The organism is Paracoccus denitrificans, from assembly GCF_900100045.1.
GTDB lineage: Bacteria > Pseudomonadota > Alphaproteobacteria > Rhodobacterales > Rhodobacteraceae > Paracoccus > Paracoccus denitrificans.
Genome location: NZ_FNEA01000002.1, coordinates 171,903 through 197,254, shown reverse-complemented (window position 1 = coordinate 197,254; position 25,352 = coordinate 171,903). Strand labels below are relative to the sequence as shown.

Here is a 25,352-nt window from a genome sequence, read left to right as displayed (position 1 = left end):
AGCGGCATCGCGCCATCCTACGGCTTCGTCAATTGACGCCGCGGCCGGCATCCCGCAATCTGCGCCTCATCCAGACATTCGAGGGTGAGGGGGATCGAGATGAAACGCTGGCTCATGGTTTCGGCGGCAATCGTCGCGCTGTCTTCGGGCGCGGCGCAGGCGGACTACACGCTGCATGTGCTGCATATCAACGATTTCCACAGCCGGATCGAGCCGATCAACGCCTTTGACAGCACCTGCGACGCCGAGACCGAGGCGAAGGGCGAATGCTTCGGCGGCGTGGCGCGTCTGGCGACGAAGATCCGCGAGTTGCGCGACGGGCTGAAGGCCGACGGCCAGAACGTCATCGTGCTGGATGCGGGCGACCAATACCAGGGCAGCCTGTTCTATACGACCTACAAGGGCAAGGACACGGTCGAGTTCATGAACGCCATCGGCTTCGACGCCATGGCGGTGGGCAACCACGAGTTCGACGACGGGCCGCAGGGGCTGCAAATCCTGGTCGAGGGCGTCACGTTTCCTGTCGTCTCGGGCAACCTGGACCTGTCGCAATCGCCCGAACTGAAGGATAAGGTCGGCGACGTGCTGGTGCTGGATGTCGGCGGCGAGAAGGTGGGGATCGTCTCGGCCCTGGCGATGGACACGCCCGAGACCGCCGCGCCCGGCGACAAGGTCATCTTCATGGACGACATGGACAGCCTGAAGGCCGATGTCCAGGAACTGACCGACCAGGGCGTGGACAAGATCATCGCCCTGACCCATTCCGGTTTCAAGCGCGACCAGGAATTCGCGGCCGAGGTCGCCGGGATCGACGCGGTCATCGGCGGCCACAGCCACACGCTGCTGGGCCAGGTCGAGGGCGCTGCCGGACCCTATCCGACCATGGTCAAGGGCGCGGATGGCGCCGAAGTGCCGGTGGCGACCGCCTATGCCTATGGCAAATACCTGGGCCATCTGGTGCTGACCTGGGACGACGAGGGCAAGCTGGTCAAGGCCGAGGGGCAGCCGATCCTGCTGGACGGCTCGGTCGTGCCGGACGAGAAGCTGGCCGCGCGGGTCAAGGAGATGGCCGCGCCCATCGAGCAGCTCAAGCAGAAGCGCGTGGCCGAGATCGCGGCGCCCATCGACGGCAGCCGGGAAACGTGCCGGGCACAGGAATGCGAGATGGGCAGCCTGGTGGCCGACGCCATGCTGGCGCGCGTCAAGGACCAGGGCATCACCATCGCGATCCAGAACGGCGGGGGCTTGCGCGCCTCGATCCCGGCGGGAGTGGTGACGATGGGCGACGTGCTGTCGGTGCTGCCCTTCCAGAACACGCTGTCGACGTTCCAGCTGAAGGGCGCGGATGTGGTCGAGGCGCTGGAAAACGGTGCAAGCCAGATCGAGGAGGGCGCCGGGCGCTTTGCCCAGGTCGCCGGGCTGAAATACACGCTGGACCCCTCGGCGCCCGCCGGCAGCCGGATCAGCGACGTGCAGGTGCGCGACGGTTCGGAATGGGTGCCGATCGACCGCGAGGCGGTCTATGGCGTGGTGTCGCAGAACTACATGCGCGCCGGCGGGGACGGCTACAAGGTCTTTGCCGAGCATGCGATGAACGCCTATGATTTCGGCCCGGACCTGGCGGATGTGCTGGCCGAACATCTGGCCAGGCAGGGGCCGGATTTCACGCCGAAGCTGGATGGCCGCATCACCGTGAAATGACAGGAACGCAAGGGGCCGGGCACATGCCCGGCCCTTTTCGCGTTTCGGCGCCGCGTTGCGCGAATTCACGGCTGGGCGTCGTCGCCATCCGCCAGCGGCAGGGCTTCGCGCAGGAAGCGTTCGAAATCGTCCAGATCCACCGGCTCGAACTGGCCGAAGCCCTGCATCCAGACCGAAGCGTTGCGCAGCCCGTCCGGCTCCAGCTTGCACCAGATGATGCGGCCGCGCCGCTCTTGCCGGATCAGCCCGGCGGCCGCCAGCACGGCGAGGTGCTTGGAGATCGCCGCCAGGCTCATCTCGAACGGTGCTGCCACATCCGTCACCGCCATGTCGTCCTCGAGCAGCATGCCAAGGATCGCTCGCCGCGTCGGATCGGCGAGGGCGGAGAAAATGGCGTCCAGGCTGGGTTGCTGTGCGGGCATCGGCTTTGCTTAACTTGCCGGTTGAATATGGGACGGATGCCCGCCGGACCGCAAGGCCGGGTTTCCAACGGGACGCGGCTTTCAGGGAATCATTGTTTTTCAATGGATTGCAATTTCGTTCCCCTTGCTTGACTCGGGTGGCGCGAGTCCCTATCACCGCGCCAACCGATAACGGGGGTGTGAGCCGTGGCCGAGGACGACCATGACGCTACGCGGGCCCGGGATGCGGAGCGGCTGCGTGCGCTGGAGGCCCGGTTGGGCGAAAAGGCGGGCGAGAAGCCGCCTTCGCGCGGGGAAGAGCATTTCAGTCAGGCCAACATGGCCTGGCGCATGGTGACCGAACTGGTGGCGGGACTGGCCCTCGGTTTCGGGATCGGGTTCGGGCTGGATTATCTGACCGGCCTGCGGCCGGTCTTCATGGTGGTCTTTGTGCTGCTGGGCCTGGCGGCCGGCATCAGGACCATGATGCGGACCGCGAATGAGATAGGCAAGGCACCGGGGCGTCCCGGCGACGACAAGGGTGAATGACGATGGCAGAAGAAGAAGCAGGTGGTCTGGTTTTCCATCCGATGGACCAGTTCGTCATCAAGCCGCTGTTTGGCGAAGGGCCGGTGAACTGGTACACGCCGACCAACGCGACGCTGTGGATGGCGCTGGCCGCGCTGGCGATCACCGCGCTTCTGGTCTTTGGCACCCGCGGCCGGGCCATCGTGCCGAACCGGGTCCAGTCCATCGCTGAACTTCTTTACGGCATGGTCCACAAGATGGTCGAGGACGTGACCGGCAAGGACGGGCTGAAATACTTTCCCTACGTGATGACGCTGTTCTGCTTCATCCTGTTCGCGAACTTCCTTGGCCTGCTGCCGAAAAGCTTTTCGCCGACCTCGCATATCGCCGTGACGGCCGTGCTGGCGGTGCTGGTCTTTGCCGGCGTCACCGTGCTGGGCTTCGTCAAGAACGGCGCGCATTTCCTGGGCCTGTTCTGGGTCAGTTCGGCGCCCCTGGCGCTGCGCCCGGTCCTGGCGGTGATTGAGCTGATCTCGTATTTCGTGCGTCCGGTCAGCCACTCCATCCGACTTGCGGGCAACATCATGGCCGGCCACGCGGTGATCAAGGTCTTTGCCGCCTTCGCCGCCGTTGCCGCCATCGCGCCGGTCTCGGTCGTCGCCATCACTGCCATGTATGGGCTGGAGGTGCTGGTGTGCCTCATCCAGGCCTATGTCTTCACCATCCTGACCTGCGTCTATCTGAAGGACGCGCTGCATCCGGCGCACTGAGCCCGGTTCGCAAGGTCTGAAAACGAAAACCCTTTCCAAAAGCCTCAAGGAGCATGAACATGGAAAATCTGGGTCAACTGGGACAGTATCTCGGCGCCGGTCTGGCTTGCGTCGGCATGGCGGGCGCCGCCATGGGTGTGGGCAACGTCGCCGGCAACTACCTGGCGGGCGCCCTGCGCAACCCGTCGGCCGCTGCCTCGCAGACCGCCACGCTGTTCATCGGCATGGCCTTCGCGGAAGCCCTGGGCATCTTCTCGTTCCTGGTCGCGCTGCTGCTGCTGTTCGCAGTCTGATCCTTTTGCCATCCTTGCGGTTGGGTGGGGGCTGTCCGGGCGCCCACCCGATTGTGAAACGACCGGCATGGGGTAGGATATGTTCAGCCTGTTGCAACAGACCGCGCCCGTCGTGGTCGAAGAATCTGAAACGGTGATCATCACCGAATCCGCCGAAGCGGCGGGTCATGGCGCCGATGCGGCCCATGCCGTGGCCGGCGCGGCGGATGCAGCCCATGGGGCAAGCGCCCCCGGCATGCCGCAGCTGGATTTCACCACCTTCGGCAACCAGATCTTCTGGCTGCTGGTCATCCTGGCGGTGATCTACTGGGTTCTGTCGCGGATCGCGCTGCCGCGCATCGGCGGCGTCATCTCGGATCGCCAGGGCGCCATCACCGGCGACCTGATGGCTGCCGAGGAATTCAAGCAGAAGGCCAAGGAAGCCGAGGCCGCCTATGACAAGGCGCTGGCCGACGCCCGCGCCGAAGCCGGCAAGATCGTGGCAGCCAACAAGGCCGAGATCCAGAAGGAGCTCGACGCCGCCATCGCCCATGCCGATGCGGAAATCGCCGCCCGTGCGGCCGAATCCGAGACGCGCATCGGCGAGATCCGCGCCTCGGCCGTCGAGGATGCGCGCAGCGTCGCCCGCGATGTGACCGCCGCGCTGGTCGAGAATTTCGGCGGCAAGCTCGACCAATCCCTGGTCGATGCGGCGGTCGATCAGCGACTGAAGGGGGCGCTGCAATGAAACGTCTGAGCGTTCTCTTTGCCCTGGTGGCGAGCCCGGCGCTCGCGGCTTCAGGTCCGTTCTTCTCGCTGCGCAATACCGACTTCATCGTCACGCTGGCCTTCCTGCTGTTCGTCGGCATCCTGGTCTATTTCCGCGTGCCGCAGATCGTCGGCGGCCTGCTGGACAAGCGGGCCGAGGGCATCCGCAACGATCTGGCCGAGGCCCGCCGCCTGCGCGAGGAAGCGCAGGAGATCTATGCGAGCTATGAGCGCCGCCAGCGCGAGGTGAAGTCGCAGGCCGACGACATCGTCGCCAATGCCAAGCGCGAGGCGGTCGCGGAAGCCGAGAAGGCCAAGAAGGCGCTGCAACTGTCGATCGAGCGGCGCCTGAAGGCCGCCGAGGAGCAGATCGCCGGTGCCGAGGCCGAGGCGGTGCGCGCGGTGCGCGACCGCGCCATCCAGACCGCGATCGCCGCCGCGACCGAGATCCTGGGCAAGCAGGCCAGCCCGGCCGAGCGCAGCGCCGGTATCGACAAGGCCATCGACGAAGTGGCCCAGCGGCTGAACTGACGCGGGCTTGAATGAGAAGGGTGCCGTGAGCATCCTCATGGGACAGTGACTGGACCCCCGGGGCGGAGACGCTTCGGGGGTTTTCCTTATTCGTCCGACCAAGGCGGAAACGGAAAGGGCCGGCAACCTTTCGGCTGCCGGCCCCCGCGTCCTGCATGTCCTGCCGCGATCAGCGGGTCGGGGTAATCAGGATTTCCACGCGGCGGTTCTGGGCGCGGCCCGCGGCCGTGTCGTTCGAGGCGACCGGCTGGGTGGCGCCGCGGCCCAGGGTGGTGACGCGCGATTGCGCCACGCCGCCGGCGGTCAGGATGCCGGCGACCGAGCGCGCGCGGCGTTCGGACAGGTCCTGGTTATAGGCGGCCGAGCCGGTGCTGTCGGTATGGCCGACGATCTGGATGCGGCTGTTGGGATACTGGGTGAGGTTGCGCGCGATGGTGTAGAGGTCGTTTTGCCCCTGAGCGCCCACGGCGGCCGAATCGGTGGCGAACAGCGTGGATTCCGGCATGACGACCGACAGATGGGTGCCGTGGTTCACGATCTGGATGTTGGGGTTGTTCAGCGACTGCTGCAACGAACGCTGCTGCTGGTCGAGGATCGAGCCGCCGACGGCGCCCGCCGTCGCGCCGATGATCGCGCCCTTGACGGCATTCGAGCGGCTTTCGCCTGCGCCGATCAGGCCGCCGACGACCGCGCCGGCGATGGCGCCCTGCTGGGTGCGGCTGGTCTGCTGGGGCTGGCCGTAGGGATCGGCCGGCGTGCAGGCGCTGATGGCGATCAAGCCGGCAGAGGCGAGAAGCAGCGAAATACGGGTCTTCATTCTTTTACCTTTCTTTTCAGGGCGATCCTACGCCGCCTGTCCTTGCGACGCGGCCGGCCTGCTTGCTTCCGGGGCCGGCGGCTGATGCCCAAACGCGGTCACATTGGCATGGGTTCCGGGCCAACTCCACAGGAATAGACGGGAAATCGCCCCGGGGCGGCTCACAAAGCGGCGATGGTGCGGGGCGCGATGCTGGCGCCTTCGCGCACCAGCAAGGCGCGCTTCACGGCCTCGCCCCAATGATAGCCGCCGATGCGTCCGCCGGTGCGGGTTACGCGATGGCAGGGGATCGCCCACGAGACCGGGTTCTGCCCGACCGCGGTGCCCACCGCGCGCAGGGCGTTCGGGCGCCCGATGCGTTCGGCCAGCGTGGCATAGCTGATGACCTGGCCCGGCGGCACCGTGACCAGGGCACGCCAGACCTGCAACTGGAACTCGGTGCCGGTCAGGTGAACCGTGATGACGCCCTCACCGGCCAGCAATGCCTGGATGGAGGGGGCCAGCGCCTCGGACGCCTCGACCAGGCGGGCGCGGGGCCAGCGCGCGGCCAGATCGGCCTCGACCTGGTCCTCGGACATCGCGCCGGCGAAGCCCAGGCCCCAGAGCGCCCCGCCCGCACCCATGGCGACCACCGTGCCGAGCGGCGTGGCAAACCTGCCGCGACAAAGCACCGCGCCCAGATCCTGCGCCGGCTGCGTGGTGATCGAGACCCGCAGCCCGGGTTGGGGCTGGGCAAAGGTAAAGAACGTCTGTGTCATCCCGGCCTCGCGACTGTTGCCGTGGCAGAGTAGCGCAGCGGCCGGCCAAATCCATGCACGAAAGCTTGCGCATGGCAGCGGGGCAGGGCATCTGGAGCCCATGGCACGCAGCACCTTTTCCCGTCTTCCGCCCGCCTTGCCCTATGCGACCCAGGTCGCGATCTTTTCGCGTTTCCGCGAAGCCAATCCGCATCCGGTGACCGAGCTGGAATACACCAACGCCTTTACCCTGCTGGTGGCGGTGGCGCTGTCGGCGCAGGCGACCGATGTCGGCGTGAACAAGGCGACGAAATCGCTGTTCCAGCGCGTGAGCACGCCGCAAGAGATGCTGGAGCTGGGCGTCGAGGCGCTGACCGAGCAGATCAAGACCATCGGGCTGTACCGCCAGAAGGCAAAGAACGTCATCGCGCTGTCGCGCCGGCTGGTCGAGGAATATGGCGGCGAGGTGCCGCAATCGCGCGCCGCGCTGATGACCCTGCCCGGTGTCGGGCGCAAGACCGCGAATGTGGTGCTGAACAGCGTGTTCGACTTTCCGGCGCAGGCGGTGGACACGCATATCTTTCGCGTCGGCAACCGCACCCGCATCGCTCCGGGCCGCGACGTCGAGGAGGTCGAGCGCGCCATCGAGGACAACGTCCCGGTGCCGTTCCAGCAGAACGCCCATCACTGGCTGATCCTGCACGGCCGCTATATCTGCCAGGCCCGGCGGCCGCGCTGCCGGATCTGCCCCATCGAAGATCTCTGCCCTTATGAGGAGAAGACCGAATGACCACCCCCTATGTGATCGGGATCGGCAATGCCGTCATGGACGTGATCGCGCCGACCTCGGATGCGAGCCTGGACCGGCTGCGCATCGAAAAGGGGATCATGCAGCTGATCGACCGCGAACGCTCGGAATTCCTGATGGCGGCGCAATCGGCCGATGCGGATGCGGCCAAGGCGCGGCTGGTGCCGGGCGGTTCGGTGGCGAACACGCTGGCGGGGCTGGGGATGCTGGGGCTGCGCACCGCCTTCATCGGCCGCGTGGCGGGCGATCCGCTGGGGCTGAGCTATGCCGAGCAGACCGAGCAGCAGGGAACGGTCTTCGTCAATCCGCCGGTGGCGGGCGAGGTGCTGCCGACCTCGCGTTCGATCATCTTCGTGACCCCGGATGGCGAGCGGTCGATGAACACCTATCTGGGCATTTCGGCCGAGCTGGGGGCCGAGGACGTGAACCCCGCGACCTTCAGCGGTGCGGACTGGCTGTTCCTGGAGGGTTATCTGTTCGACAAGGATGCCGGCAAGGCGGCGTTCCTCAAGGCGGCCGATGCCTGTCACAAGGCGGGCGGCCAGGCGGGGATCGCGCTGTCCGACCCGTTCTGCGTCGACCGCCACCGGGCGGATTTCCGGCGGCTGGTGGCCGGGCCGATGGATTACGTCATCGGCAATATCCATGAATGGCAGTCGCTTTATCAGGTCGAGGATCTGGAAGAGGCCCTGCGGCTGGCCAGCGCCGATTGCGGTACGGTGATCTGCACCCGCTCGGGCGAGGATGCGATCCTGATCCGCGGGGACGAGCGGGTGACGGCGCCGGTGCATCGCGTGGTGCCGGTGGACGCGACCGGGGCGGGCGACCAGTTCGCTGCCGGGCTGATCTATGGGCTGGCCATCGGCGCCGATCTGGCGGCGGCGGGGCGCATGGGCTGCATCGCGGCAGCCGAGGTGATCAGCCATGTCGGCGCCCGGCCCGAGAGCGACCTGCGCGCGGCGTTCCGGGCCGAGGGGCTGGTCTGATCGCGCCCTGGCGCGCGGTCCCTTGAGTATTTGGGGAACAGAGAAGCGCCGAAGGGACGGGCCCTCGGCGCTTCGTCTTTCTTGAGTATTTGGGAAACGGTGAGGGGCAGGGCGGAGTGGCCTTGCCCCCTGGTCGTTTTCAGGCGGCCTGTTTGCCGGCGCCGAAGCGGCCGTAGAAGCTTTCGCCTTTCGCAGCCATGTCCCTGAGGAGTTGCGGCGCGGCGAAGCGGGGGCCGAATTTTTCCGCCAGGCTGTCGGCGATTCCGGCGGCGCGGGGGGCGCCCAGCATGTCGAGCCAGCCGAAGGGGCCGCCGGACCAGGGCGCGAAGCCCCAGCCGAGGATGGCGCCGACATCGCCTTCGCGGATGTCCTCGAGCACGCCTTCTTCCAGCGCCCGGACCGCTTCCAGCGATTGCGCGAACATCAGCCGGTGCTGGATCTCGGTCAGGTCGGGCTGGGTGTCGGCCTCGGGCCATTCGGATGCGAGGCCGGACCAGAAGCCCTGGCGCTTGCCGGCATCGTCATAGTCGTAGAAGCCGGCCTTGGTCTTGCGGCCGAGCCGGCCCTGGTCGGCAAGCTTGAAGATCACCGCATCCACTGCGCCGTCCGGGTAGGCGTCGCCCATCGCCGCCTTGGTGGCCTTGGCGATCTTGACGCCGAGGTCGATCGAGGTCTCGTCCACCAGTTGCAGCGGTCCCAGCGGCATGCCCATCATCTTGGCGGCGTTTTCGATCAGCGTGGGGCTGACCCCTTCGGCCACCATGCGGATGCCTTCGTTGATATAGGGGATGATGCAGCGGTTGGCGTAGAAGAAGCGTGCGTCGTTGACCACGATGGGCGTCTTGCGGATCTGGCGCACGAAGTCGAGCGCCTTGGCCACCGCGCGCGGGCCGGTCTCGCGGCCCTTGATGATTTCGACCAACAGCATCTTGTCCACGGGGCTGAAGAAGTGGATGCCGATGAACTGGTCGGGGCGGGCGCTGGCCTTGGCCAGTTCGCTGATCGGCAGGGTCGAGGTGTTGGTGGCGAAGATCGCGTCCTGCGGGATCACCGCCTCGGCCCGTTTCGTGACCTCGGCCTTGACCTTCGGATCCTCGAACACGGCTTCCACGATCAGGTCGCAGCCGGCCAGTGCGGCGTAATCGGTCGTCGCGGTGATGCGGGAAAGCACCTCGGCCTTCTTCTCCTCGGTGGATTTGCGGCGACTGATCGCCTTGTCCAGCAGGCCGGTGGAGTAGGACTTGCCGCGCTCGGCCGCTTCTTGCGTCGAATCGATCAGCACCACCTTGATCCCGGCCATGGCCGAGACATACGCGATGCCGGCGCCCATCATGCCGGCGCCGAGGATGCCGACCTTCCTCACGCTCTGATCGGGAGCCTCGGGACGGTTCGCGCCCTTCTCCAGCGCCTCCTTGTTGATGAAGAGGCTGCGGATCATCGCGGTCGAGGAGGGGTTCATCAGCACATGGGTGAACCAGCGCGCTTCGATCTTCAGCGCCGTGTCGAAGGGCACCATGGCACCTTCATAGACGGCGCTCAGCAGCGCCTTCGCCGCCGGATAGACGCCCAGCGTCTTGCCATGCACCATGGCGCTGGCGCCGACGAAGGTCATGAAGCCGGCCGGGTGATAGGGCTCGCCGCCCGGCATCTTGTAGCCCTTGGCGTCCCAAGGCTTGACCAGGTCGGCATCGGCGGCCTTCAACACCCATTCGCGGGCCGCGGCGACCGGATCGGCCACCACCTCGTCGATCAGGCCGGCGCTCTTGGCCCTGGCCGGGTCGCTGAGCTTGCCCTCCAGCAGGAAGGGGGCGGCGCCCATGGCGCCCAGCTTGCGCACCAGGCGGGTGGTGCCGCCGGCGCCGGGAAAGATGCCGACCATGATCTCGGGCAGGCCGATCTTGGCCTTGGGGTTCTCGGCGGCAAAGATGCGATGCGTGGCCAGCGGCAGTTCCAGCCCGATTCCCAGTGCGGTGCCGGGCAGGGCGGCCGCGATGGGCTTGCCGCCCTTCTTGGTCTTGGGGTCCATCCCGGCCAGCTCGATCTTGCGCAGCAGATGATGCAGCGTCATCACGCCGTCGAAGACCGCCTGCGCGCCGCCCTGCCTCATGCCGGCGATGACGTTCAGGTCCATGCCGGCGGCGAAATCCTTCTTGCCGCTGGTGATGACGATGCCCTTCACGGCCTCGTCGGCCAGGGCGTCGTCGATCAGTGCGTTCAACTCGGCGGCGCCGTCCAGCGACAGCACGTTCATCGACTTGCCCGGCACGTCCCAGGTGACGATCGCGACGCCGTCGGCGTCTTTCTGCATGGTGAAATCGGTCATGTTCCCCTCCCTCAGACGCGCTCGATGATGGTGGCCGCGCCCATGCCGGACGCGATGCAGAGCGTGGCGAGGCCCACGGTCTTGTCCTGGCGCTCCAGCTCGTCGAGCAGCGTGCCGATGATGATGGCGCCGGTCGCGCCCAGCGGGTGACCCAGCGCGATGGCGCCGCCATTGACGTTGACCACGCCGGGGTCGACCTGGAAGGCCTGCATGAAGCGCAACACGACCGAGGCGAAGGCCTCGTTCACCTCGAAGAGGTCGATGTCGGAGATCGCCATGCCGCTGTCCTTCAGGATCTTTTCGGTCACCGGCACCGGACCGGTCAGCATGATGGTCGGATCGGTGCCGATCTTGGCGGTGGCGCGGATGCGGGCGCGGGGTTTCAGCCCGTAAGCCTTGCCGAATTCCGCATTGCCGATCAGCACGGCGGCGGCGCCGTCCACGATGCCCGAGCTGTTGCCGGCATGGTGGATGTGCTCGATGCGGCCGAGATGCGGGTATTTCAGCATCGCCACCTTGTCGAAGCCGGGCATGGTCTCGCCCATCTCCTTGAAGCTGGCCTTCAGCTTGGCCAGATCCTCCAGCGTGGTGCCGGGGCGCATGTATTCGTCGCGGTCGAGGATGGTCAGGCCGTTCTGGTCCCTGACCGGCACGATGGACCTGGCGAAGCGGTCCTCATCCCAGGCGATGGCGGCGCGGCGCTGGCTCTCGACGGCCAGGCTGTCGGCATCCTCGCGCGAAAAGCCGTATTCGGTGGCGATGATGTCGGCGCTGATGCCCTGCGGCACGAAATAGGTCTTGAAGGTCAGGCTGGGGTCCACGGCGATGGCGGCGCCGTCGCTGCCCATGGCGACGCGGCCCATCATCTCGACGCCGCCGGCGATATAGGCCTGGCCGGCGCCGCCCCTGACCTGGTTCGCGGCCAGGTTCACCGCCTCCATGCCGCTGGCGCAGAAGCGGTTGATGGCGAGGCCGGGGATGCTTTCGTCCAGGTCGGATTCCAGCACTGCCGAGCGGGCGAGGCAGCCGCCCTGTTCCTTGACCTGGGTGACATTGCCCCAGATCACGTCCTCGACGGCATGGCCTGTGAGCCCGTTGCGCTCCTTGACGGCGTTCAGCAGCCGGGCCGAAAGCGCAACCGAGGTGACTTCGTGCAGGCTGCCGTCGGGGCGGCCCTTGCCGCGCGGGGTGCGGGCGGCGTCATAGATATAGGCTTCGGTCATGCGTCCTCCTTCGCGGCCCGGTCCGCGGGATTGCCGGGCATCAGGTCATAGGGGTGTTTCCAGCCGGGCAGCGCCTGAATGCGGCTCAGCCAGGCATCGATATGGGGCCATTCGGCGCGGTCGAAGCCGAAGGGCTCGGGGTAATAGAGATAGCTGCAGCAGGACAGGTCGGCGATGGTCGCCTGGTCGCCCGCCAGCCAGCCGCGGGCCGCCAGGTGCCCATCCAGCGTCTTCAGCGCCGCCTTGCACCGCCCCTGCAGCCAGGCGATGACCTCGGCGGGGCGTTTCTCGGGCGGCAGGAAGTTCATCAGGAAACGCAACGCGCCGAATTGCGACGAGCCCTTGTGGTTGTCCCAGAACAGCCAGCGCAGGATCTCGCCCTGGTCGCCATCCATGAAGCGCCCGGTCTGTTCGGCCAGATGCAGCAGGATCACGCCGGACTGGGTCAGGGTCAGGCCGTCCTCGACGAAGACCGGCGCCTCGCCCATCTCGTTGAGCTGGCGATACTCGGCGCCGCGGGTGGCGCCGCCGAAGAAATCCACGAAGACCGGCTGCCAGGGATGGCCGGTCAGCTGCATCATCAGCGCCACCTTGTAGGAATGGCCGGATTCTCCGAAGCAATGAAGCTGGGCTGTCATGTGGCTTTCCCTTTCTGCGCCGGCAGCGCCGGTCGTCGGCGTTGCATTTGGGTATTTTAAAACGGAAAGATCGTTAGGGAGTTCTTAACCTTCGTCCTTTATCCCTGATCGCGCGGTACAGGCTGGGGAGCCGATGACCGCAAACGGAAAGAGCGCCCCGGTCATCCGGTCTTGCCGAACCTCGGCCGGACCCGGTGTTCCGGGGCGCCGCATTCCGGTCTTTTCCGTTTTCCAAATACCCGTGCGACCTTGCCGCCAGACCCTCCCTTTCCCGTTTCAGAACCGATCCGCCGCCAGCGCCATCACCGGCTCGGCGCCCGAGCGGATGCGCGCCAGATGCGCCGCGGTCATCGGCAGCTGCCGCGCCATGTAATAGCGGCCGGTCGCCAGCTTGGCCTCGTGGAAGGCGGGGTCCTCGGTGCCGGCCGCCAGAGCGGCCCTGGCCGCGACCGCCATGCGCGTCCACATCAGCCCCAGCGCCGCATGGCCGAACAGGTGCATGAAGTCGTAGGAGCCGGCCAGCGCTGCGTTCGGGTCCTTCATGCCCTGCTCCATGAAGAACATCGCTGCCGATTGCAGGTCCTTCGAGGCCGCCTTCAGCGGATCGAGGAAATCGGCCTTCAGCGCCTCGTCGCCCTCGTGCGCCTTGATCTCGGACCTGATCAGCTCGAAGAAGGCCATGATCGGCTTGCCGCCCTCGGCCGCCAGCTTGCGGCCCACGAGGTCCAGCGCCTGCACGCCGTTCGCGCCTTCGTAGATCATGGTGATGCGGGCGTCGCGGACGAATTGCGACATGCCCTGTTCCTCGATATAGCCGTGGCCGCCGAAGACCTGCTGGGCCTGCACCGCCGTCTCGAAACCCTTGTCGGTCAGGAAGCCCTTGATCACCGGCGTCAGCAGCGAGACGAGGTCGTGGGCCTCCTTGTCATCGGCCAGCACGGCGCGGTCGATCAGGTGCGCCCCCCAGAAGGCCAGCGCGCGCGCGCCTTCCAGAAAGCTTTTCTGGTCCATCAGGTTGCGGCGGATGTCGGGATGCACGATCAGCGGATCGGCCGGGCCCGAGGGGTTGGCATCGCCCGTCACCGCGCGGCCCTGCAGCCGGTCGCGGGCATAGGCCACCGCGTTCTGATAGGCGGCCTCGGCCACGGAATAGCCTTGCAGGCCGACGCCGATCCGCGCTTCGTTCATCATGGTGAACATGGCGCGCATGCCCTTGTGCAGCTCGCCCAAGAGCCAGCCTTTCGCGCCGTCATAGTTCATCACGCAGGTGGCATTGCCGTGAATGCCCATCTTTTCCTCGAGGTTGCCGACCGAGAGTGCGTTGCGTTCGCCCGGGGAGCCGTCCTCGTTCACCAGGAACTTCGGCACGATGAAAAGCGAGATGCCCCTGGTGCCCTCGCCGCCGCCCGGCGCCTTGGCCAGCACCAGGTGGATCACGTTCTGCGCCATGTCGTGGTCGCCGGCCGAGATGAAGATCTTCTGCCCGGTGATCAGGTAGCTGCCATCCTCCTGCGGCTCGGCCTTGGTGCGCAGCAGGCCCAGGTCGGTGCCGGCATGCGGCTCGGTCAGGTTCATGGTGCCGGTCCATTCGCAGCTGACCATCCTGGGCAGGTAGGTGGCCTTCTGCTGGTCCGTGCCGTGGGCGTGGATGGCGGAATAGGCGCCATGGGTCAGGCCCTGATACATGGTGAAGGCCATGTTCGAGGCCGAGAACATCTCGCCCGCCGCAAGGCCGATCACATAGGGCATGCCTTGGCCGCCGTATTCCGGGTCGCAGTCGAGCGCGGTCCAGCCGCCCTCGCGCATCTGCTCGAAGGCTTCGAGAAAGCCCTTGGGCGTATGCACCACGCCGTTTTCCAGCCTGCAGCCCTCGCGGTCGCCGACGGCATTCAGCGGCGCCAGCACTTCGGAGGCGAGCTTGCCGGACGCCTCCAGCACGGCCTGCGTGAAGTCGCGGTCAAGATCGCCATAGCCCGGAAGATCCTGGTTCGAGATGTCGAGCACGTCATGCAGCACGAATTGCATGTCGCGGATGGGGGCGGAATAAATGGTCATCGGTCCTCCCAGGACAGTTCGCCCTCAGGCGTCGGATTTCAGGTTTTGCAGCGAAGCTTCGCCCTCGGCGATCTGCTGGCGCAGTTCGGCGATGGCCTCGCCCAGTTCGCGGTGCTGCCGCTCCATGTCGGCAAGCCGGTCGCGGGCGGTGGCGAGCGTGGCTTCGGTCTGGGTAATGTTGCGTTCGGCCGGATCGTAAAGCTCCAGCAATTGGCGGATCTGCTCCAGCGAAAAGCCGAAACGCTTGCCGCGCAGGATAAGGGTCAGCCGGGCGCGGTCCGAGCGCCCGTAAAGCCGATGCTGGCCGCGCCGCTGCGGAAACAGCAATTCGCGCGCCTCGTAGAAACGCAGCGTGCGCGGCGTGACCTCGAAGGCGTCGCACATCTGGCGGATGGTCAACAGATCGTCGCTCATGGCCGATCCCCTCCCGTCTGGCTCATTCACCAGCCGGAATATAGGGCGAGTTGACGTTCGCGTAAGGGGGAACGTGGCGTCAGCGCCGGGCTCAGCCCGCTTTCCCGGCCTCGCCGGCATCCTCGGTCGGCCCCATGCCGTCGAGCAGCGAGACCGTTTCGTTGCGCAGCGCCAGCAATTCGGTCATCGAGGCTTCGAGTTCGTCGCGCTGCTGGCGCAGCACCTCGAGCTGGCGGTCGGCCAGTTCGATCCAGACCCGATACTGTTCGCGCGTGCCCTTTTCGCCATAGATCAGCAGCCATTGCCGGATGTCCTCCAGCGAGAAGCCGAAGCGGCGGCCGCGCAGGATCAGCTTCATCCGGGCGATCTCTCGCGGGCCGTAGAAGCGCGAGCGGCCTTCCTTGCGGGGGCTGAGCAGCTCGATGTATTCGTAATAGCGCAGCGTTCGCGGAGTCACGTCGAACCGCGCGCACATTTCCTTGAAACCAATGTATTCGCTATCGGACATCGGATGAACTCTATGCTGCAGATGCGGCGCAGCCTAGCGCGGGGCCGCATCAAACTCAACCATTGGCCGGGGCGGGCTTGCCTGCCGGTTTCGGACTGCTACCATTCCGCCTGCACGCCAAGCAGGAGGCCAGGGGCATGAGCGAACCGTTGCCGGAGGACGAGCTGGAACAACGCCGGCGCATCGCGCGCCAGTTCATCGAGGTGATCCCCCATGCCCGGGCGCTTGGCATGCGGCTGGACCAGCTGTCGCCCGAGGGGGCCGAGATCTCGTTGCCCTGGCGCGAGGACCTGGTCGGCGATCCGCGCAGCGGGGTGATCCACGGCGGGGTGATCTCGGCCTTGATGGACACATGCAGCGGCGCGGCGGTGATGGCGCATCCGGCCGGCGCGCGTTCGACCGCGACCATCGACCTGCGCATCGACTACATGCGCGCGGCGACGCCCGGCCAGACCATCCGCGCCCGGGCGAATTGCTATCACATCACCCGCTCGGTCGCCTTCGTGCGCGCCTGGGCGATGGATGACGACGAATCCCGCCCCGTGGCCTCGGCCACCGGGGCCTTTACGGTCGAGCGCTGACATGGCCAGACGCAACGAATCCCTGGACGCCATCAAGACGCGGCGCAACAACACGCTGAACGCGCTGGTTTCCAGCGTGCCCTATATCCGCTGGCTGGGCATCGGCTTCGACCGCCGCGGCGACGAGCTGACCGCGGTGCTGCCCTTCGACGAGAAGCTGATCGGCAATCCGATGCTGCCGGCGATCCATGGCGGGGTGACGGCGGCTTTCCTGGAGGTGACCGCCATCGTCGAGCTGACCTGGACTGCGATCTGGGAGGACATGGAGCAGGGCCGCATCGCCCCCGACGCCGCCGTGCCCGAAAGCCTGCCGCGCCTGCCCAAGACCATCGACTTCACCGTGGATTACCTGCGCTCGGGCCTGCCGCGCGACGCCTATGCCCGCGCGCGGGTGGTCCGGTCCGGGCGGCGCTATGCCAGCGTGCATGTCGAGGCATGGCAGGACCAGCGCCAGAAGCTTTTCGCCCAGGCGACCGGGCATTTCCTGATGCCGCAGGATGGTTGAGGCGCTGCCCGGCCAGTCCGGGAGACGCGCGAAGGCCGAAATCTCGAACCGGCGCGTGCTGGCCATCGCGCTGCCGGTGGTGCTGTCGAACGCGACGATCCCGATCCTGGGCGCGGTCGATACCGGCGTCATCGGCCAGTTGGGCGAGGCCGCGCCGATCGGCGCGGTGGGGCTGGGCGCGGTGATCCTGGCCTCGATCTACTGGATCTTCGGCTTCCTGCGCATGGGCACTTCGGGGCTGGTGGCGCAGGCCCATGGCGCCGGGGACGAGGGCGAATCCGGTGCGCATCTGCTGCGGGCGCTGGGGATCGGGCTGGCGGCGGGGCTTGTCTTCATCCTGCTGCAGGGGTCGCTTTTCGCCGCGGCCTTCCGGCTGGCCCCGGCCTCGGCCGAGGTCGAGGCGCTGGCCCGGCAATATCTGGCGCTGCGCATCTGGGGGGCGCCCGCGGCCATCTCGCTATACGCTATCACCGGCTGGCTGATCGCCATCGAGCGGACGCGCCGGGTGCTGGTGCTGCAACTGCTGATGAACGGGCTGAACATCCTCCTGGACCTGTGGTTCGTGCTGGGGTTGGGCTGGGGCGTGCGCGGCGTCGCCGGGGCGACGCTGATCGCGGAATGGTCCGGCCTGGCTCTGGGGTTGTGGTTCGCGCGCCATGCCCTGCATGCGGCGATTCAGCGCGCCGGGCTGCTGGCCCGCGAGCGGATCCAGGAACTGGCGCGGGTCAACGGCGACATCATGATCCGTTCCGTGCTGCTGCAAGGCTCGTTCACCACCTTCATGTTCATGGCTGCGGGGCAGGGCGACGTGACGCTGGCCGCCAATCAGGTGCTGCTGCAATTCCTGTCCATCGTCGCCTATGGGCTGGACGGCTTTGCCTTTGCCGCCGAATCGCTGGTCGGGCAGGCGGTGGGCGCGCGCCGGCCCGACCGGCTGCGGCGTGCGGCCGCGCTCAGCTCGGCCTGGGGTGTCGCGGGGGCCGCGCTGCTATCGGCCGCCTTCCTGCTGGGCGGGCCGGCGATCATCGACCTGCTGACCACCGCGCCCGAGGTGCGGGCCGAGGCGCGGGAGTTCCTGCCCTGGCTGGTCGCCGCGCCGCTGGTCGGCATCGCCTCGTGGATGCTGGACGGCATCTTCATCGGCGCCACCCGCACGCGCGAGATGCGCAATGCCATGCTGGTCACGGTCGGGATCTATGCCGTTCTGGTGGTGGTGCTGCCGCCGGTCTTTGGCAATCACGGGCTTTGGGCCGCGCTGATGGGGCTGAACGCGCTGCGCGGCCTGACCATGTGGCGGCTGTATCACCGGGTCGAGGCTGCGGCGGCCTGAGATGCGAAACGCCCCGGATTCCGGGGCGTCGCCGTCTTGCGAAAGCTCAGATCTCGCTGATGATCTGTTCGCGCGCGGTGGCGCGCAGCTCGACCATCTTGGCGCGGATGGTTTCCTCGTCGGCCTTGCCTTCCAGGTCGGCCGCCAGCTTGCGGAACACGTCCTCGTCGCCCGGCTCGTCGAAATCCGAGGTGACCACGGTCAGCGCATAGGCGCGGGCATCGTCGCCCGTCTTGCCCAGCAGGCCGGCCGCCCATTCGCCCAGCAGGCGATTGCGCCGCGCCTCGGCCTTGAAGTTCAGTTCCGCATCATGGGCGAATTTCGCCTCATGCGCGCGCTCGCGGTCGTCAAATGTGGTCATGGCGGCCTCCGGCTTGGGATTATCCCGTGGATATTGCGCAGGATATGCCCATGCGGGCGCGCCATCGCAAGCCCGTATTGCCCATGACCCCGTTTCTGGCCTATAGCCGCATAAAGATTGTCACCTTGCGGACGGGAGACGCGCAGCATGGCACCAAGGCGCAAGAAAATCTACGAAGGCAAGGCGAAGATCCTTTACGAAGGCACCGAGCCCGGCACGCTCATCCAGTATTTCAAGGATGACGCCACCGCCTTCAACGCGCAGAAGAAGGCCACGATCGAGGGCAAGGGCGTCCTGAACAACCGCCTGTCCGAGTTCTTCATGACCGGGCTGACCAATATCGGCGTGCCGAACCACTTCATTCGCCGCATCAACATGCGCGAGCAACTGGTGCGCCAGGTCGAGATCATTCCGCTGGAAGTGATCGTGCGTAATTTCGCCGCGGGCTCGATCTCGAAGCGCCTGGGCATGGAGGAGGGCACGCCGCTGCCCCGCCCCATCGTCGAATACAGCTTCAAGAACGACGAGCTGGGCGACCCCTTCGTTTCCGAGGAATACATCATCGCCTTCGGCTGGGCCGCGCAGCAGGACCTGGACGACATCGTGTCGCTGGCGCTGCGGGTGAACGACTTCCTGTCGGGCGTGTTCTTCGGCGTCGGCATCAAGCTGATCGACTTCAAGATCGAGGTCGGCCGCATCTGGGACGGCGATTTCATGCGGCTGGTGGTCGCGGACGAGATCAGCCCGGACAGCTGCCGGCTCTGGGACGTGAAGACCGGGCAGAAGCTTGACAAGGACGTGTTCCGCCGCGACCTGGGCAACCTGACCGACGCCTATACCGAGGTGGCGCGCCGGCTGGGCCTGATGCCCGCCAACACCACCTCGCTGACCAAACCGACGCTCATCAACTGAAAGGCTCGCCGATGAAAGCCCGTGTCACCATCATGCTGAAGGACGGCGTTCTGGATCCCCAGGGCGAGGCGATCCGGCACGCGCTTGGCGGGCTCGGCTTTGCCGGCGTCTCGGGCGTGCGCCAGGGCAAGGTGATCGAGCTGGACCTGGCGGCAACCGATGCCGATGCGGCGAAGGCCGAGGTCGCGCGCATGTGCGAGGGCCTGCTGGCCAATACCGTGATCGAGAAATACGCGGTCGAGATCGTCTGATCCGTTCGGACCGGGGGCTTCGCGCCCCCGGACCCCCGCGGAGTATTTGGAAAACGGAGAAAGCCGGCCGGGCGGGGAGGGCGGTTCGGTGATCGACAAGCTCTCCATGTTCATGGCCCTGGCGCGCGAGAAGCATTTCGGCCGCGCTGCCGAATCACTGGGCATCACCCAGCCGACGCTTTCCTCGGCCATCCGGGCGCTGGAAGAGCAGCTGGGCGTGCAGCTGGTCCGGCGCGGTTCGCGTTTCCAGGGGCTGACGCCCGAGGGCGAGCGCGTGCTGGGCTGGGCGCGGCGCATCGTCGCCGATGCCCGCGCCATGCAGGCCGAGATGCAGGCGAGCCGCAAGGGCGTCTCGGGCCTGTTGCGCATCGGCGTGATCCCGACCGCCATGCCGCGCATCGCCGAGTTGACGGGGCCTTTCCTGCGCCGCCATCCCAATGCCGGGGTTTCGATCCTGTCGCGCAGTTCGGACGAGATTCGCGACCAGATCGAGGCGCTGGAGCTGGATGCCGGGGTGACCTATCTGGACAGCGAGCCGCTGGGCCGGGTGCAGAGCCTGCCGCTTTACCGCGAGACCTATTGCCTGATCGACCGCAGCGAGATGGACGGGCCGGCGGATTGGGCCGAGACCGCTACGCGGCCGCTATGCCTGCTGACCCCCGACATGCAGAACCGCCGCATCGTCACCCGCCATCTGGTCGAGGCCGGGGCGGATGCGGCGCCGCGGGTTGAATCGACCTCGATGCTGGCGATCCTGTCGCATGTCGCGACCGGCGACTGGGCCGCGATCCTGCCGCGGGCGCTGGCGCGCGGCCTGCCCCTGCCCGAAGGGGTTCGGGCGCGCGACCTGACCGGGAACGGGCATATGGTCGGGCTGGTCGTCGCCCGGCGCGAGCCGCATCCGCCGCTGGTCGAGGCGCTGCTCCGCATCGTGTCTTCGATTGATACTTTCAATCAATAGACGGTATATCACGATTGTTTCGTCTATCGCTGGGCTCTAGTCTGGACAAAACAGCAGAGCCCGGACCACCTAGCCATGACTTCACCAGCGACCGACGCTGATTTCCTTTTGCGCCTTGACGAAATCATCGCCGCCCACAAGGGCCGCGAGGGGCCGCTTTTGCCCATCCTGCACGATCTCCAGGCCGAATGGGGCTATGTCCCCGAGGAGGCGCAGCCGGTGCTGGCCGAGGCGCTGGGCATGACGCGTGCCGAGGTGCATGGCGTCGTGAGCTTCTATCACGATTTCCGCGACCATCCCCACGGCCGGCATGTGCTGCGGCTGTGCCGCGCCGAGGCCTGCCAGTCGATGGGGGCCGAGGCGCTGGCCGACGAGGTGCGCGCCGCGCTGGGAATCGACTGGCACGAGACCACGCCGGACGGGCGGCTGACGCTGGAGCCGGTGTTCTGCCTGGGGCTGTGCGCCTGTGCGCCCTCGGCGCAGATGGGCGAAAGGCTGATCGGCCGGGCGAGCCTTGCCAAGGTGCAGAAGCTGGTGGCGGAGGCGGGCGCATGAGGGTCTGGGTTCCCCTGGATGCCGCCGCAAGGGCCTTGGGTGCCGACGAGGTGGCCGAGGCGCTGGGGCGCGAGTTCACCATCACCCGCAACGGCACGCGCGGCATGATCTGGCTGGAGCCGTTGGTCGAGGTCGAGCGCGACGGCGTGCGCTACGGCTATGGGCCGGTGGCGCCCGAGGACGCGGCCTCGGTCGCCGAGGCGATCCGTTCGGGCGGCGAGCATCCGCTGGCGCTGGGGCCGGTCGAGGAACTGCCGTGGATGAAGGCGCAGACCCGGCTGACATTCGCCCGCGTGGGCGTGATCGACCCGCTGTCGGTGTCCGAATACGAGGCGCATGGCGGGCTGGTCGGGCTGAGCCGCGCCATCGAGATCGGGCCGGAGCGGATCGTCGAGGAGGTCACCGAATCCGGTCTGCGCGGACGGGGCGGCGCCGGTTTCCCGACGGGGATCAAGTGGAAGACCGTGGCCGGCGCCAAGGCCGCGCGGAAATACATCGTCTGCAATGCCGACGAGGGCGATTCGGGCAGCTTCGCAGACCGGATGCTGATGGAGGGCGATCCGCTGGTCCTGATCGAGGGCATGGCCATCGCCGGCATCGCCACGGGCGCGGTGCAGGGCTATGTCTATATCCGCAGCGAATACCCCGACGCGATCCGGCTGATGGAGGCCGCCATCGGCAAGGCGCGGCAGGCGGGCATCCTGGGCCAGTCGGTGCTGGGCTCGGCCCATGCCTATGACATGGAGGTGCGGGTCGGCGCCGGCGCCTATGTCTGCGGCGAGGAAACGAGCCTGCTCAACAGCCTGGAAGGCAAGCGCGGCGTGGTCCGCGCCAAGCCGCCGATCCCGGCGCTGGAGGGTTTCCTGGGCCGGCCGACGGTGGTCAACAACGTGATCTCGCTGGCTTCGGTGCCTTGGATCCTGAGCCATGGCGGGGCGGAATACGCGAAACTGGGCATCGGGCGCTCCAAGGGCACGATCCCGATCCAGATCGCCGGCAACGTGAAATACGGCGGGCTGTTCGAGGCCGCATTCGGCATGTCGCTGGGCCAGATCATCAACGAGGTCGGCGGCGGGACCGCCTCGGGGCGGCCGGTCAAGGCGGCGCAGGTGGGGGGCCCCCTGGGCTCCTACATCCCGCATTGGAATTTCGACGTGCCCTTCGGCTATGAGGAACTGGCCGGGAAAGAGGGGCTGCTGGGCCATGCCGGCATCACCGTCTTCGACGACACGGCCGACATGCTGAAGCTCGCGCGCTTTGCCATGGAGTTCTGCGCCGTAGAAAGCTGCGGCAAATGCACGCCCTGCCGCATCGGCTCGATCCGGGGTGTCGAGACCATCGACCGCATCGCCCAGGGCGACGAAACGGGGATCGCGATCCTCACCGACCTTTGCAACACGATGAAATGGGGCTCGCTTTGCGCGCTGGGGGGCTTTGCGCCCTTCCCGGTCATGTCGGCGCTGACCCATTTCCCCGACGATTTCAGCGGGCGGCGGGAGCCGCGCGCCATAATCAGGAGCCGGGAGGCCGCAGAATGAAGGATTTCATCATTCCCGACCGCGACATGGGCACCCCGGCGGTCAAGTCCGACGTCACCGTGAACCTGCTGGTGGACGGGATTCCGGTCTCGGTCCCTGCAGGCACCAGCGTCATGCGCGCCGCCGCCGTGGCCGGGATCTCGGTGCCCAAGCTCTGCGCCACCGACCATGTCAGCGCCTTCGGCTCCTGCCGGCTTTGCGTGGTGCAGATCGACGGCATGCGGGGCCTGCCGGCATCCTGCACGACGCCGGTGGCCGAGGGCATGGTGGTCCACACCCAGACCGACGAGGTCGCCCAGGTCCGCAAGGGGGTGATGGAGCTTTACATCTCGGATCACCCGCTGGATTGCCTGACCTGCGCCGCCAACGGCGATTGCGAATTGCAGGACATGGCCGGCGCCGTCGGGCTGCGCGAGGTGCGCTATGAGCCGGGCAAGAACCATTTCGCCCGCCGCGACGCCGAGGGGCCGAACCCGGAATACCGGCCCAAGGACCAGTCGAACCCCTATTTCACCTTCGATCCGGCGAAATGCATCGTCTGCTCGCGCTGCGTGCGGGCCTGCGAGGAGGTGCAGGGCACCTTTGCGCTGACCATCGAGGGGCGGGGCTTCGACAGCCGCGTCTCGGCCGGGCTGGCGTCGGACGATTTCCTGTCGTCGGATTGCGTCAGCTGCGGTGCCTGCGTGCAGGTCTGTCCGACCGCCACGCTGATCGAGAACAGTGTGATCCAGATCGGCACACCCGAGCATATCGTCAAGACGACCTGCGCCTATTGCGGCGTCGGCTGCTCCTTCGATGCGCATATGCGCGGCGAGGAGGTGGTGCGCATGGTGCCCAGCAAGGACGGCAAGGCGAACCACGGCCACAGCTGCGTCAAGGGCCGCTTCGCCTGGGGCTATGCCACGCATCGCGAGCGGCAGACCCAGCCGATGGTGCGCGAGCGGATCACCGATCCCTGGCGCGTGGTCAGCTGGGACGAGGCGCTGGATTTCGCTGCCACCCGGCTGCGGCAGGCGCAGGCGGATTTCGGGCGCGATTCCATCGGCGTCATAACCTCGTCGCGCTGCACCAACGAGGAAACCTATCTGGTGCAGAAGCTCGCCCGCGCGGTCTTTCACAACAACAACACCGACACCTGCGCCCGGGTCTGCCATTCGCCCACCGGCTACGGGCTCAAGACCACCTTCGGCACCTCGGCCGGCACGCATGACTTCGATTCGGTCGATGATACCGACCTGGCGCTGGTCATCGGCGCCAACCCGACCGACGGCCACCCGGTCTTTGCCTCGCGCCTGCGCAAGCGGCTGCGCGAGGGTGCCGGGCTGATCGTTCTCGACCCGCGCGAGATCGACCTGCTCAAGTCCCCGCATATGGGCGAAGGGCTGCACCTGCCCCTGCGTCCCGGCACCAACGTCGCCATGCTGACGGCCATGGCGCAGGTGATCGTGGCCGAGAAGCTCTATGACGAGGCCTTCATCCGCGAGCGCTGCGACTGGGACGAGTTCCTGGCCTATGCCGAGTTCCTGATGGACCCTCGCCATGCGCCCGAGGAGGTCGAGAAACTGGCCCGCGTACCGGCCGAGCTGATCCGCAAGGCCGCCCGCGCCTATGCGGCCGCGCCGCGTGCCAGCATCTATTACGGGCTGGGCGTGACCGAGCATTCGCAGGGCTCGACCACGGTGATGGCGATCGCCAACCTGGCGATGATGACCGGCAATATCGGCAGGCCCGGCACCGGCGTGAACCCGCTGCGCGGCCAGAACAACGTGCAGGGCTCCTGCGACATGGGCAGCTTCCCGCATGAATATCCGGGCTATCGCCATGTCTCGGACCCCGAGACGCGCGCGATCTACGAACGGATCTGGGGCGTCGAGCTGTCGCCCGAGCCGGGCCTGCGCATCCCCAACATGTTCGACGAGGCGCTGGCCGGACGCTTCCGTGGGCTTTACTGCCAGGGCGAGGACATCGTGCAATCCGACCCCGACACGCGGCATGTGACCTCGGCGCTGTCGGCGATGGACATCGTCATCGTGCAGGACCTGTTCCTGAACGAGACCGCGAACTATGCGCATGTCTTCCTGCCGGGATCGAGTTTCCTGGAAAAGAACGGCACCTTCACCAATGCCGAGCGGCGCATCAACATGGTCCGCCGCGCCATGACGCCCAAGAACGGCTACGAGGACTGGGAAGTCACGCAGTTGCTGGCGAACCGCATGGGGGCCGCCTGGACCTATGTCCACCCGCGCGAGATCATGGCCGAGATCGCGCTGACCACGCCCAGTTTCTCGGGCGTCAGCTACGATCTTCTGGAGCGCGAGGGCTCGGTGCAGTGGCCCTGCAACGACAAGGCGCCGCTGGGCACGCCGCTCATGCATATCGACGGCTTCGTGCGCGGCCGGGGCAAGTTCGTCCATACCGAATATGTCGCGACCGAGGAGCGCACCGGGGCACGCTTCCCGCTGTTGCTGACCACCGGGCGGATCCTGTCGCAATACAATGTCGGCGCGCAGACCCGGCGGACGGAAAACGTGGTCTGGCACCCCGAGGACATCCTGGAGATCCACCCCTCGGATGCCGAGAATCGCGGCGTGCGCGAGGGCGACTGGGTGCGGCTGGCCTCGCGTTCGGGCGACACTACGCTGAGGGCGCATATCACCGAGCGGGTGGCGCCGGGCGTGGTCTATACCACCTTCCATCACCCGACGACTCAGGCCAATGTGGTGACGACGGACAATTCCGACTGGGCCACCAACTGCCCCGAGTTCAAGGTGACGGCCGTGCAGGTCAGTCCCTCGAACGGCCCGTCGGATTGGCAAGAGGAGTATCGCCATCATTCCGACCTCGCCCGCCGCATCCTGCCCACCGCTGCCGAGTGACG

27 protein-coding genes are annotated in these 25,352 nt (G+C 67.0%); 17 read left to right on the top strand and 10 right to left on the bottom strand.

The window, feature by feature from the left end:
• Positions 1-99 precede the first annotated feature (99 nt).
• Positions 100-1,701 (top strand): bifunctional metallophosphatase/5'-nucleotidase, encoded by a 1,602-nt coding sequence (locus BLT64_RS02210; protein WP_011749156.1) that lies wholly within the window; start codon positions 100-102, stop codon positions 1,699-1,701.
• Positions 1,702-1,766: 65 nt separating this feature from the next.
• On the opposite strand, the gene BLT64_RS02205 is transcribed toward BLT64_RS02210, so the two are convergent.
• On the bottom strand, positions 1,767-2,123 hold the full coding sequence (locus BLT64_RS02205; RefSeq protein ID WP_011749155.1) for an ArsR/SmtB family transcription factor: 357 nt from the start codon (positions 2,121-2,123) through the stop codon (positions 1,767-1,769).
• Between the two features lie 186 nt (positions 2,124-2,309).
• On the opposite strand from BLT64_RS02205, the gene BLT64_RS02200 reads away from it, so the two are divergent.
• The 5 genes from BLT64_RS02200 (at position 2,310) to BLT64_RS02180 (ending at position 4,971) form a co-directional block, all read left to right on the top strand.
• Complete coding sequence (locus tag BLT64_RS02200) at positions 2,310-2,651, top strand: AtpZ/AtpI family protein (RefSeq protein ID WP_011749154.1); 342 nt, start codon at positions 2,310-2,312, stop codon at positions 2,649-2,651.
• Positions 2,652-2,653: 2 nt separating this feature from the next.
• Positions 2,654-3,400: a F0F1 ATP synthase subunit A gene (locus BLT64_RS02195; protein ID WP_011749153.1), complete on the top strand. Its 747-nt coding sequence runs from the start codon at positions 2,654-2,656 to the stop codon at positions 3,398-3,400.
• Between the two features lie 59 nt (positions 3,401-3,459).
• On the top strand, positions 3,460-3,693 hold the full coding sequence (locus BLT64_RS02190; RefSeq protein ID WP_010394077.1) for a F0F1 ATP synthase subunit C: 234 nt from the start codon (positions 3,460-3,462) through the stop codon (positions 3,691-3,693).
• A 79-nt stretch (positions 3,694-3,772) separates the two neighbouring features.
• Positions 3,773-4,420, top strand: a complete 648-nt coding sequence (locus BLT64_RS02185; protein WP_011749152.1) for a F0F1 ATP synthase subunit B' — start codon at positions 3,773-3,775, stop codon at positions 4,418-4,420.
• A complete protein-coding gene (locus BLT64_RS02180) occupies positions 4,417-4,971 on the top strand; it encodes a F0F1 ATP synthase subunit B (RefSeq protein WP_011749151.1) in 555 nt (184 codons plus the stop codon). The genes BLT64_RS02185 and BLT64_RS02180 overlap by 4 nt, the downstream gene beginning before the upstream one ends.
• A 169-nt stretch (positions 4,972-5,140) precedes the next feature.
• Here BLT64_RS02180 and BLT64_RS02175 read toward each other — a convergent pair whose 3' ends face one another.
• Both BLT64_RS02175 and BLT64_RS02170 read right to left on the bottom strand, forming a co-directional pair.
• Complete coding sequence (locus tag BLT64_RS02175; protein WP_011749150.1) at positions 5,141-5,788, bottom strand: YiaD family glycine zipper/OmpA-like lipoprotein; 648 nt, start codon at positions 5,786-5,788, stop codon at positions 5,141-5,143.
• Between the two features lie 161 nt (positions 5,789-5,949).
• Entirely contained in the window at positions 5,950-6,546 is a 597-nt protein-coding gene (locus BLT64_RS02170; RefSeq protein WP_011749149.1) for a methylated-DNA--[protein]-cysteine S-methyltransferase, read from the bottom strand.
• A 100-nt stretch (positions 6,547-6,646) separates the two neighbouring features.
• On the opposite strand from BLT64_RS02170, the gene nth reads away from it, so the two are divergent.
• A complete protein-coding gene (gene nth / locus BLT64_RS02165; RefSeq protein ID WP_011749148.1) occupies positions 6,647-7,315 on the top strand; it encodes an endonuclease III in 669 nt (222 codons plus the stop codon).
• The gene (locus BLT64_RS02160) at positions 7,312-8,319 is read left to right on the top strand and encodes an adenosine kinase (protein WP_011749147.1); all 1,008 of its coding nucleotides are present in this window, start codon (positions 7,312-7,314) and stop codon (positions 8,317-8,319) included. The genes nth and BLT64_RS02160 overlap by 4 nt, the downstream gene beginning before the upstream one ends.
• 139 nt (positions 8,320-8,458) lie before the next feature.
• Here BLT64_RS02160 and BLT64_RS02155 read toward each other — a convergent pair whose 3' ends face one another.
• From BLT64_RS02155 to BLT64_RS02130, 6 genes are all read right to left on the bottom strand, one after another.
• On the bottom strand, positions 8,459-10,642 hold the full coding sequence (locus BLT64_RS02155; protein ID WP_011749146.1) for a 3-hydroxyacyl-CoA dehydrogenase NAD-binding domain-containing protein: 2,184 nt from the start codon (positions 10,640-10,642) through the stop codon (positions 8,459-8,461).
• 11 nt (positions 10,643-10,653) lie between these two features.
• Positions 10,654-11,865 (bottom strand): acetyl-CoA C-acetyltransferase, encoded by a 1,212-nt coding sequence (locus tag BLT64_RS02150; RefSeq protein ID WP_011749145.1) that lies wholly within the window; start codon positions 11,863-11,865, stop codon positions 10,654-10,656.
• Positions 11,862-12,503 carry a glutathione S-transferase family protein gene (locus BLT64_RS02145; protein ID WP_011749144.1) on the bottom strand — a complete coding sequence of 214 codons (642 nt, stop codon included), beginning with the start codon at positions 12,501-12,503 and terminating at the stop codon, positions 11,862-11,864. Before BLT64_RS02145 ends, BLT64_RS02150 begins: the two co-directional genes overlap by 4 nt.
• Positions 12,504-12,779: 276 nt before the next feature.
• On the bottom strand, positions 12,780-14,558 hold the full coding sequence (locus BLT64_RS02140; RefSeq protein WP_011749143.1) for an acyl-CoA dehydrogenase C-terminal domain-containing protein: 1,779 nt from the start codon (positions 14,556-14,558) through the stop codon (positions 12,780-12,782).
• Between the two features lie 24 nt (positions 14,559-14,582).
• Positions 14,583-14,972, bottom strand: a complete 390-nt coding sequence (locus tag BLT64_RS02135) for a MerR family transcriptional regulator (RefSeq protein ID WP_041530317.1) — start codon at positions 14,970-14,972, stop codon at positions 14,583-14,585.
• A gap of 91 nt (positions 14,973-15,063) precedes the next feature.
• The gene (locus BLT64_RS02130) at positions 15,064-15,480 is read right to left on the bottom strand and encodes a MerR family transcriptional regulator (protein WP_011749141.1); all 417 of its coding nucleotides are present in this window, start codon (positions 15,478-15,480) and stop codon (positions 15,064-15,066) included.
• Positions 15,481-15,617: 137 nt separating this feature from the next.
• On the opposite strand from BLT64_RS02130, the gene BLT64_RS02125 reads away from it, so the two are divergent.
• Genes BLT64_RS02125 through BLT64_RS02115 form a run of 3 tightly spaced genes read left to right on the top strand, consistent with a single transcriptional unit; the run spans position 15,618 to position 17,896 of the window.
• Positions 15,618-16,061: a PaaI family thioesterase gene (locus BLT64_RS02125; RefSeq protein WP_049792374.1), complete on the top strand. Its 444-nt coding sequence runs from the start codon at positions 15,618-15,620 to the stop codon at positions 16,059-16,061.
• Position 16,062: 1 nt separating this feature from the next.
• Positions 16,063-16,566: a PaaI family thioesterase gene (locus BLT64_RS02120; RefSeq protein ID WP_011749139.1), complete on the top strand. Its 504-nt coding sequence runs from the start codon at positions 16,063-16,065 to the stop codon at positions 16,564-16,566.
• Complete coding sequence (locus tag BLT64_RS02115; protein WP_011749138.1) at positions 16,559-17,896, top strand: MATE family efflux transporter; 1,338 nt, start codon at positions 16,559-16,561, stop codon at positions 17,894-17,896. The genes BLT64_RS02120 and BLT64_RS02115 overlap by 8 nt, the downstream gene beginning before the upstream one ends.
• A 46-nt stretch (positions 17,897-17,942) precedes the next feature.
• Here the strand turns inward: BLT64_RS02115 and BLT64_RS02110 are convergent, their stop codons facing one another.
• Positions 17,943-18,257, bottom strand: a complete 315-nt coding sequence (locus BLT64_RS02110; RefSeq protein WP_011749137.1) for a DUF1476 domain-containing protein — start codon at positions 18,255-18,257, stop codon at positions 17,943-17,945.
• Between the two features lie 147 nt (positions 18,258-18,404).
• On the opposite strand from BLT64_RS02110, the gene purC reads away from it, so the two are divergent.
• The 6 genes from purC to fdhF all read left to right on the top strand — a co-directional run bounded on the left by purC (position 18,405) and on the right by fdhF (position 25,350).
• The gene (gene purC, locus BLT64_RS02105; RefSeq protein WP_011749136.1) at positions 18,405-19,169 is read left to right on the top strand and encodes a phosphoribosylaminoimidazolesuccinocarboxamide synthase; all 765 of its coding nucleotides are present in this window, start codon (positions 18,405-18,407) and stop codon (positions 19,167-19,169) included.
• A gap of 11 nt (positions 19,170-19,180) precedes the next feature.
• Complete coding sequence (gene purS / locus BLT64_RS02100) at positions 19,181-19,420, top strand: phosphoribosylformylglycinamidine synthase subunit PurS (protein ID WP_011749135.1); 240 nt, start codon at positions 19,181-19,183, stop codon at positions 19,418-19,420.
• Positions 19,421-19,508: 88 nt separating this feature from the next.
• A complete protein-coding gene (locus BLT64_RS02095; RefSeq protein WP_011749134.1) occupies positions 19,509-20,381 on the top strand; it encodes a LysR family transcriptional regulator in 873 nt (290 codons plus the stop codon).
• Positions 20,382-20,456: 75 nt separating this feature from the next.
• Entirely contained in the window at positions 20,457-20,936 is a 480-nt protein-coding gene (locus BLT64_RS02090; protein WP_011749133.1) for a formate dehydrogenase subunit gamma, read from the top strand.
• Entirely contained in the window at positions 20,933-22,474 is a 1,542-nt protein-coding gene (locus BLT64_RS02085) for a formate dehydrogenase beta subunit (RefSeq protein ID WP_011749132.1), read from the top strand. Before BLT64_RS02090 ends, BLT64_RS02085 begins: the two co-directional genes overlap by 4 nt.
• Positions 22,471-25,350 carry a formate dehydrogenase subunit alpha gene (gene fdhF, locus BLT64_RS02080; RefSeq protein ID WP_011749131.1) on the top strand — a complete coding sequence of 960 codons (2,880 nt, stop codon included), beginning with the start codon at positions 22,471-22,473 and terminating at the stop codon, positions 25,348-25,350. The genes BLT64_RS02085 and fdhF overlap by 4 nt, the downstream gene beginning before the upstream one ends.
• Positions 25,351-25,352 lie beyond the last annotated feature (2 nt).

Bases quoted from the DNA above. Each gene is read 5' to 3' on its own strand.
- BLT64_RS02210 (WP_011749156.1), top strand. From the start codon at position 100: ATGAAACGCTGGCTCATGGTTTCGGCGGCAATCGTCGCGCTGTCTTCG.
- BLT64_RS02205 (WP_011749155.1), bottom strand. From the start codon at position 2,123: ATGCCCGCACAGCAACCCAGCCTGGACGCCATTTTCTCCGCCCTCGCC.
- BLT64_RS02195 (WP_011749153.1), top strand. From the start codon at position 2,654: ATGGCAGAAGAAGAAGCAGGTGGTCTGGTTTTCCATCCGATGGACCAG.
- BLT64_RS02190 (WP_010394077.1), top strand. From the start codon at position 3,460: ATGGAAAATCTGGGTCAACTGGGACAGTATCTCGGCGCCGGTCTGGCT.
- BLT64_RS02185 (WP_011749152.1), top strand. From the start codon at position 3,773: ATGTTCAGCCTGTTGCAACAGACCGCGCCCGTCGTGGTCGAAGAATCT.
- BLT64_RS02180 (WP_011749151.1), top strand. From the start codon at position 4,417: ATGAAACGTCTGAGCGTTCTCTTTGCCCTGGTGGCGAGCCCGGCGCTC.
- BLT64_RS02175 (WP_011749150.1), bottom strand. From the start codon at position 5,788: ATGAAGACCCGTATTTCGCTGCTTCTCGCCTCTGCCGGCTTGATCGCC.
- BLT64_RS02170 (WP_011749149.1), bottom strand. From the start codon at position 6,546: ATGACACAGACGTTCTTTACCTTTGCCCAGCCCCAACCCGGGCTGCGG.
- nth (WP_011749148.1), top strand. From the start codon at position 6,647: ATGGCACGCAGCACCTTTTCCCGTCTTCCGCCCGCCTTGCCCTATGCG.
- BLT64_RS02160 (WP_011749147.1), top strand. From the start codon at position 7,312: ATGACCACCCCCTATGTGATCGGGATCGGCAATGCCGTCATGGACGTG.
- BLT64_RS02155 (WP_011749146.1), bottom strand. From the start codon at position 10,642: ATGACCGATTTCACCATGCAGAAAGACGCCGACGGCGTCGCGATCGTC.
- BLT64_RS02150 (WP_011749145.1), bottom strand. From the start codon at position 11,865: ATGACCGAAGCCTATATCTATGACGCCGCCCGCACCCCGCGCGGCAAG.
- BLT64_RS02145 (WP_011749144.1), bottom strand. From the start codon at position 12,503: ATGACAGCCCAGCTTCATTGCTTCGGAGAATCCGGCCATTCCTACAAG.
- BLT64_RS02140 (WP_011749143.1), bottom strand. From the start codon at position 14,558: ATGACCATTTATTCCGCCCCCATCCGCGACATGCAATTCGTGCTGCAT.
- BLT64_RS02135 (WP_041530317.1), bottom strand. From the start codon at position 14,972: ATGAGCGACGATCTGTTGACCATCCGCCAGATGTGCGACGCCTTCGAG.
- BLT64_RS02130 (WP_011749141.1), bottom strand. From the start codon at position 15,480: ATGTCCGATAGCGAATACATTGGTTTCAAGGAAATGTGCGCGCGGTTC.
- BLT64_RS02125 (WP_049792374.1), top strand. From the start codon at position 15,618: ATGAGCGAACCGTTGCCGGAGGACGAGCTGGAACAACGCCGGCGCATC.
- BLT64_RS02120 (WP_011749139.1), top strand. From the start codon at position 16,063: ATGGCCAGACGCAACGAATCCCTGGACGCCATCAAGACGCGGCGCAAC.
- BLT64_RS02115 (WP_011749138.1), top strand. From the start codon at position 16,559: ATGGTTGAGGCGCTGCCCGGCCAGTCCGGGAGACGCGCGAAGGCCGAA.
- BLT64_RS02110 (WP_011749137.1), bottom strand. From the start codon at position 18,257: ATGACCACATTTGACGACCGCGAGCGCGCGCATGAGGCGAAATTCGCC.
- purC (WP_011749136.1), top strand. From the start codon at position 18,405: ATGGCACCAAGGCGCAAGAAAATCTACGAAGGCAAGGCGAAGATCCTT.
- purS (WP_011749135.1), top strand. From the start codon at position 19,181: ATGAAAGCCCGTGTCACCATCATGCTGAAGGACGGCGTTCTGGATCCC.
- BLT64_RS02090 (WP_011749133.1), top strand. From the start codon at position 20,457: ATGACTTCACCAGCGACCGACGCTGATTTCCTTTTGCGCCTTGACGAA.
- BLT64_RS02085 (WP_011749132.1), top strand. From the start codon at position 20,933: ATGAGGGTCTGGGTTCCCCTGGATGCCGCCGCAAGGGCCTTGGGTGCC.
- fdhF (WP_011749131.1), top strand. From the start codon at position 22,471: ATGAAGGATTTCATCATTCCCGACCGCGACATGGGCACCCCGGCGGTC.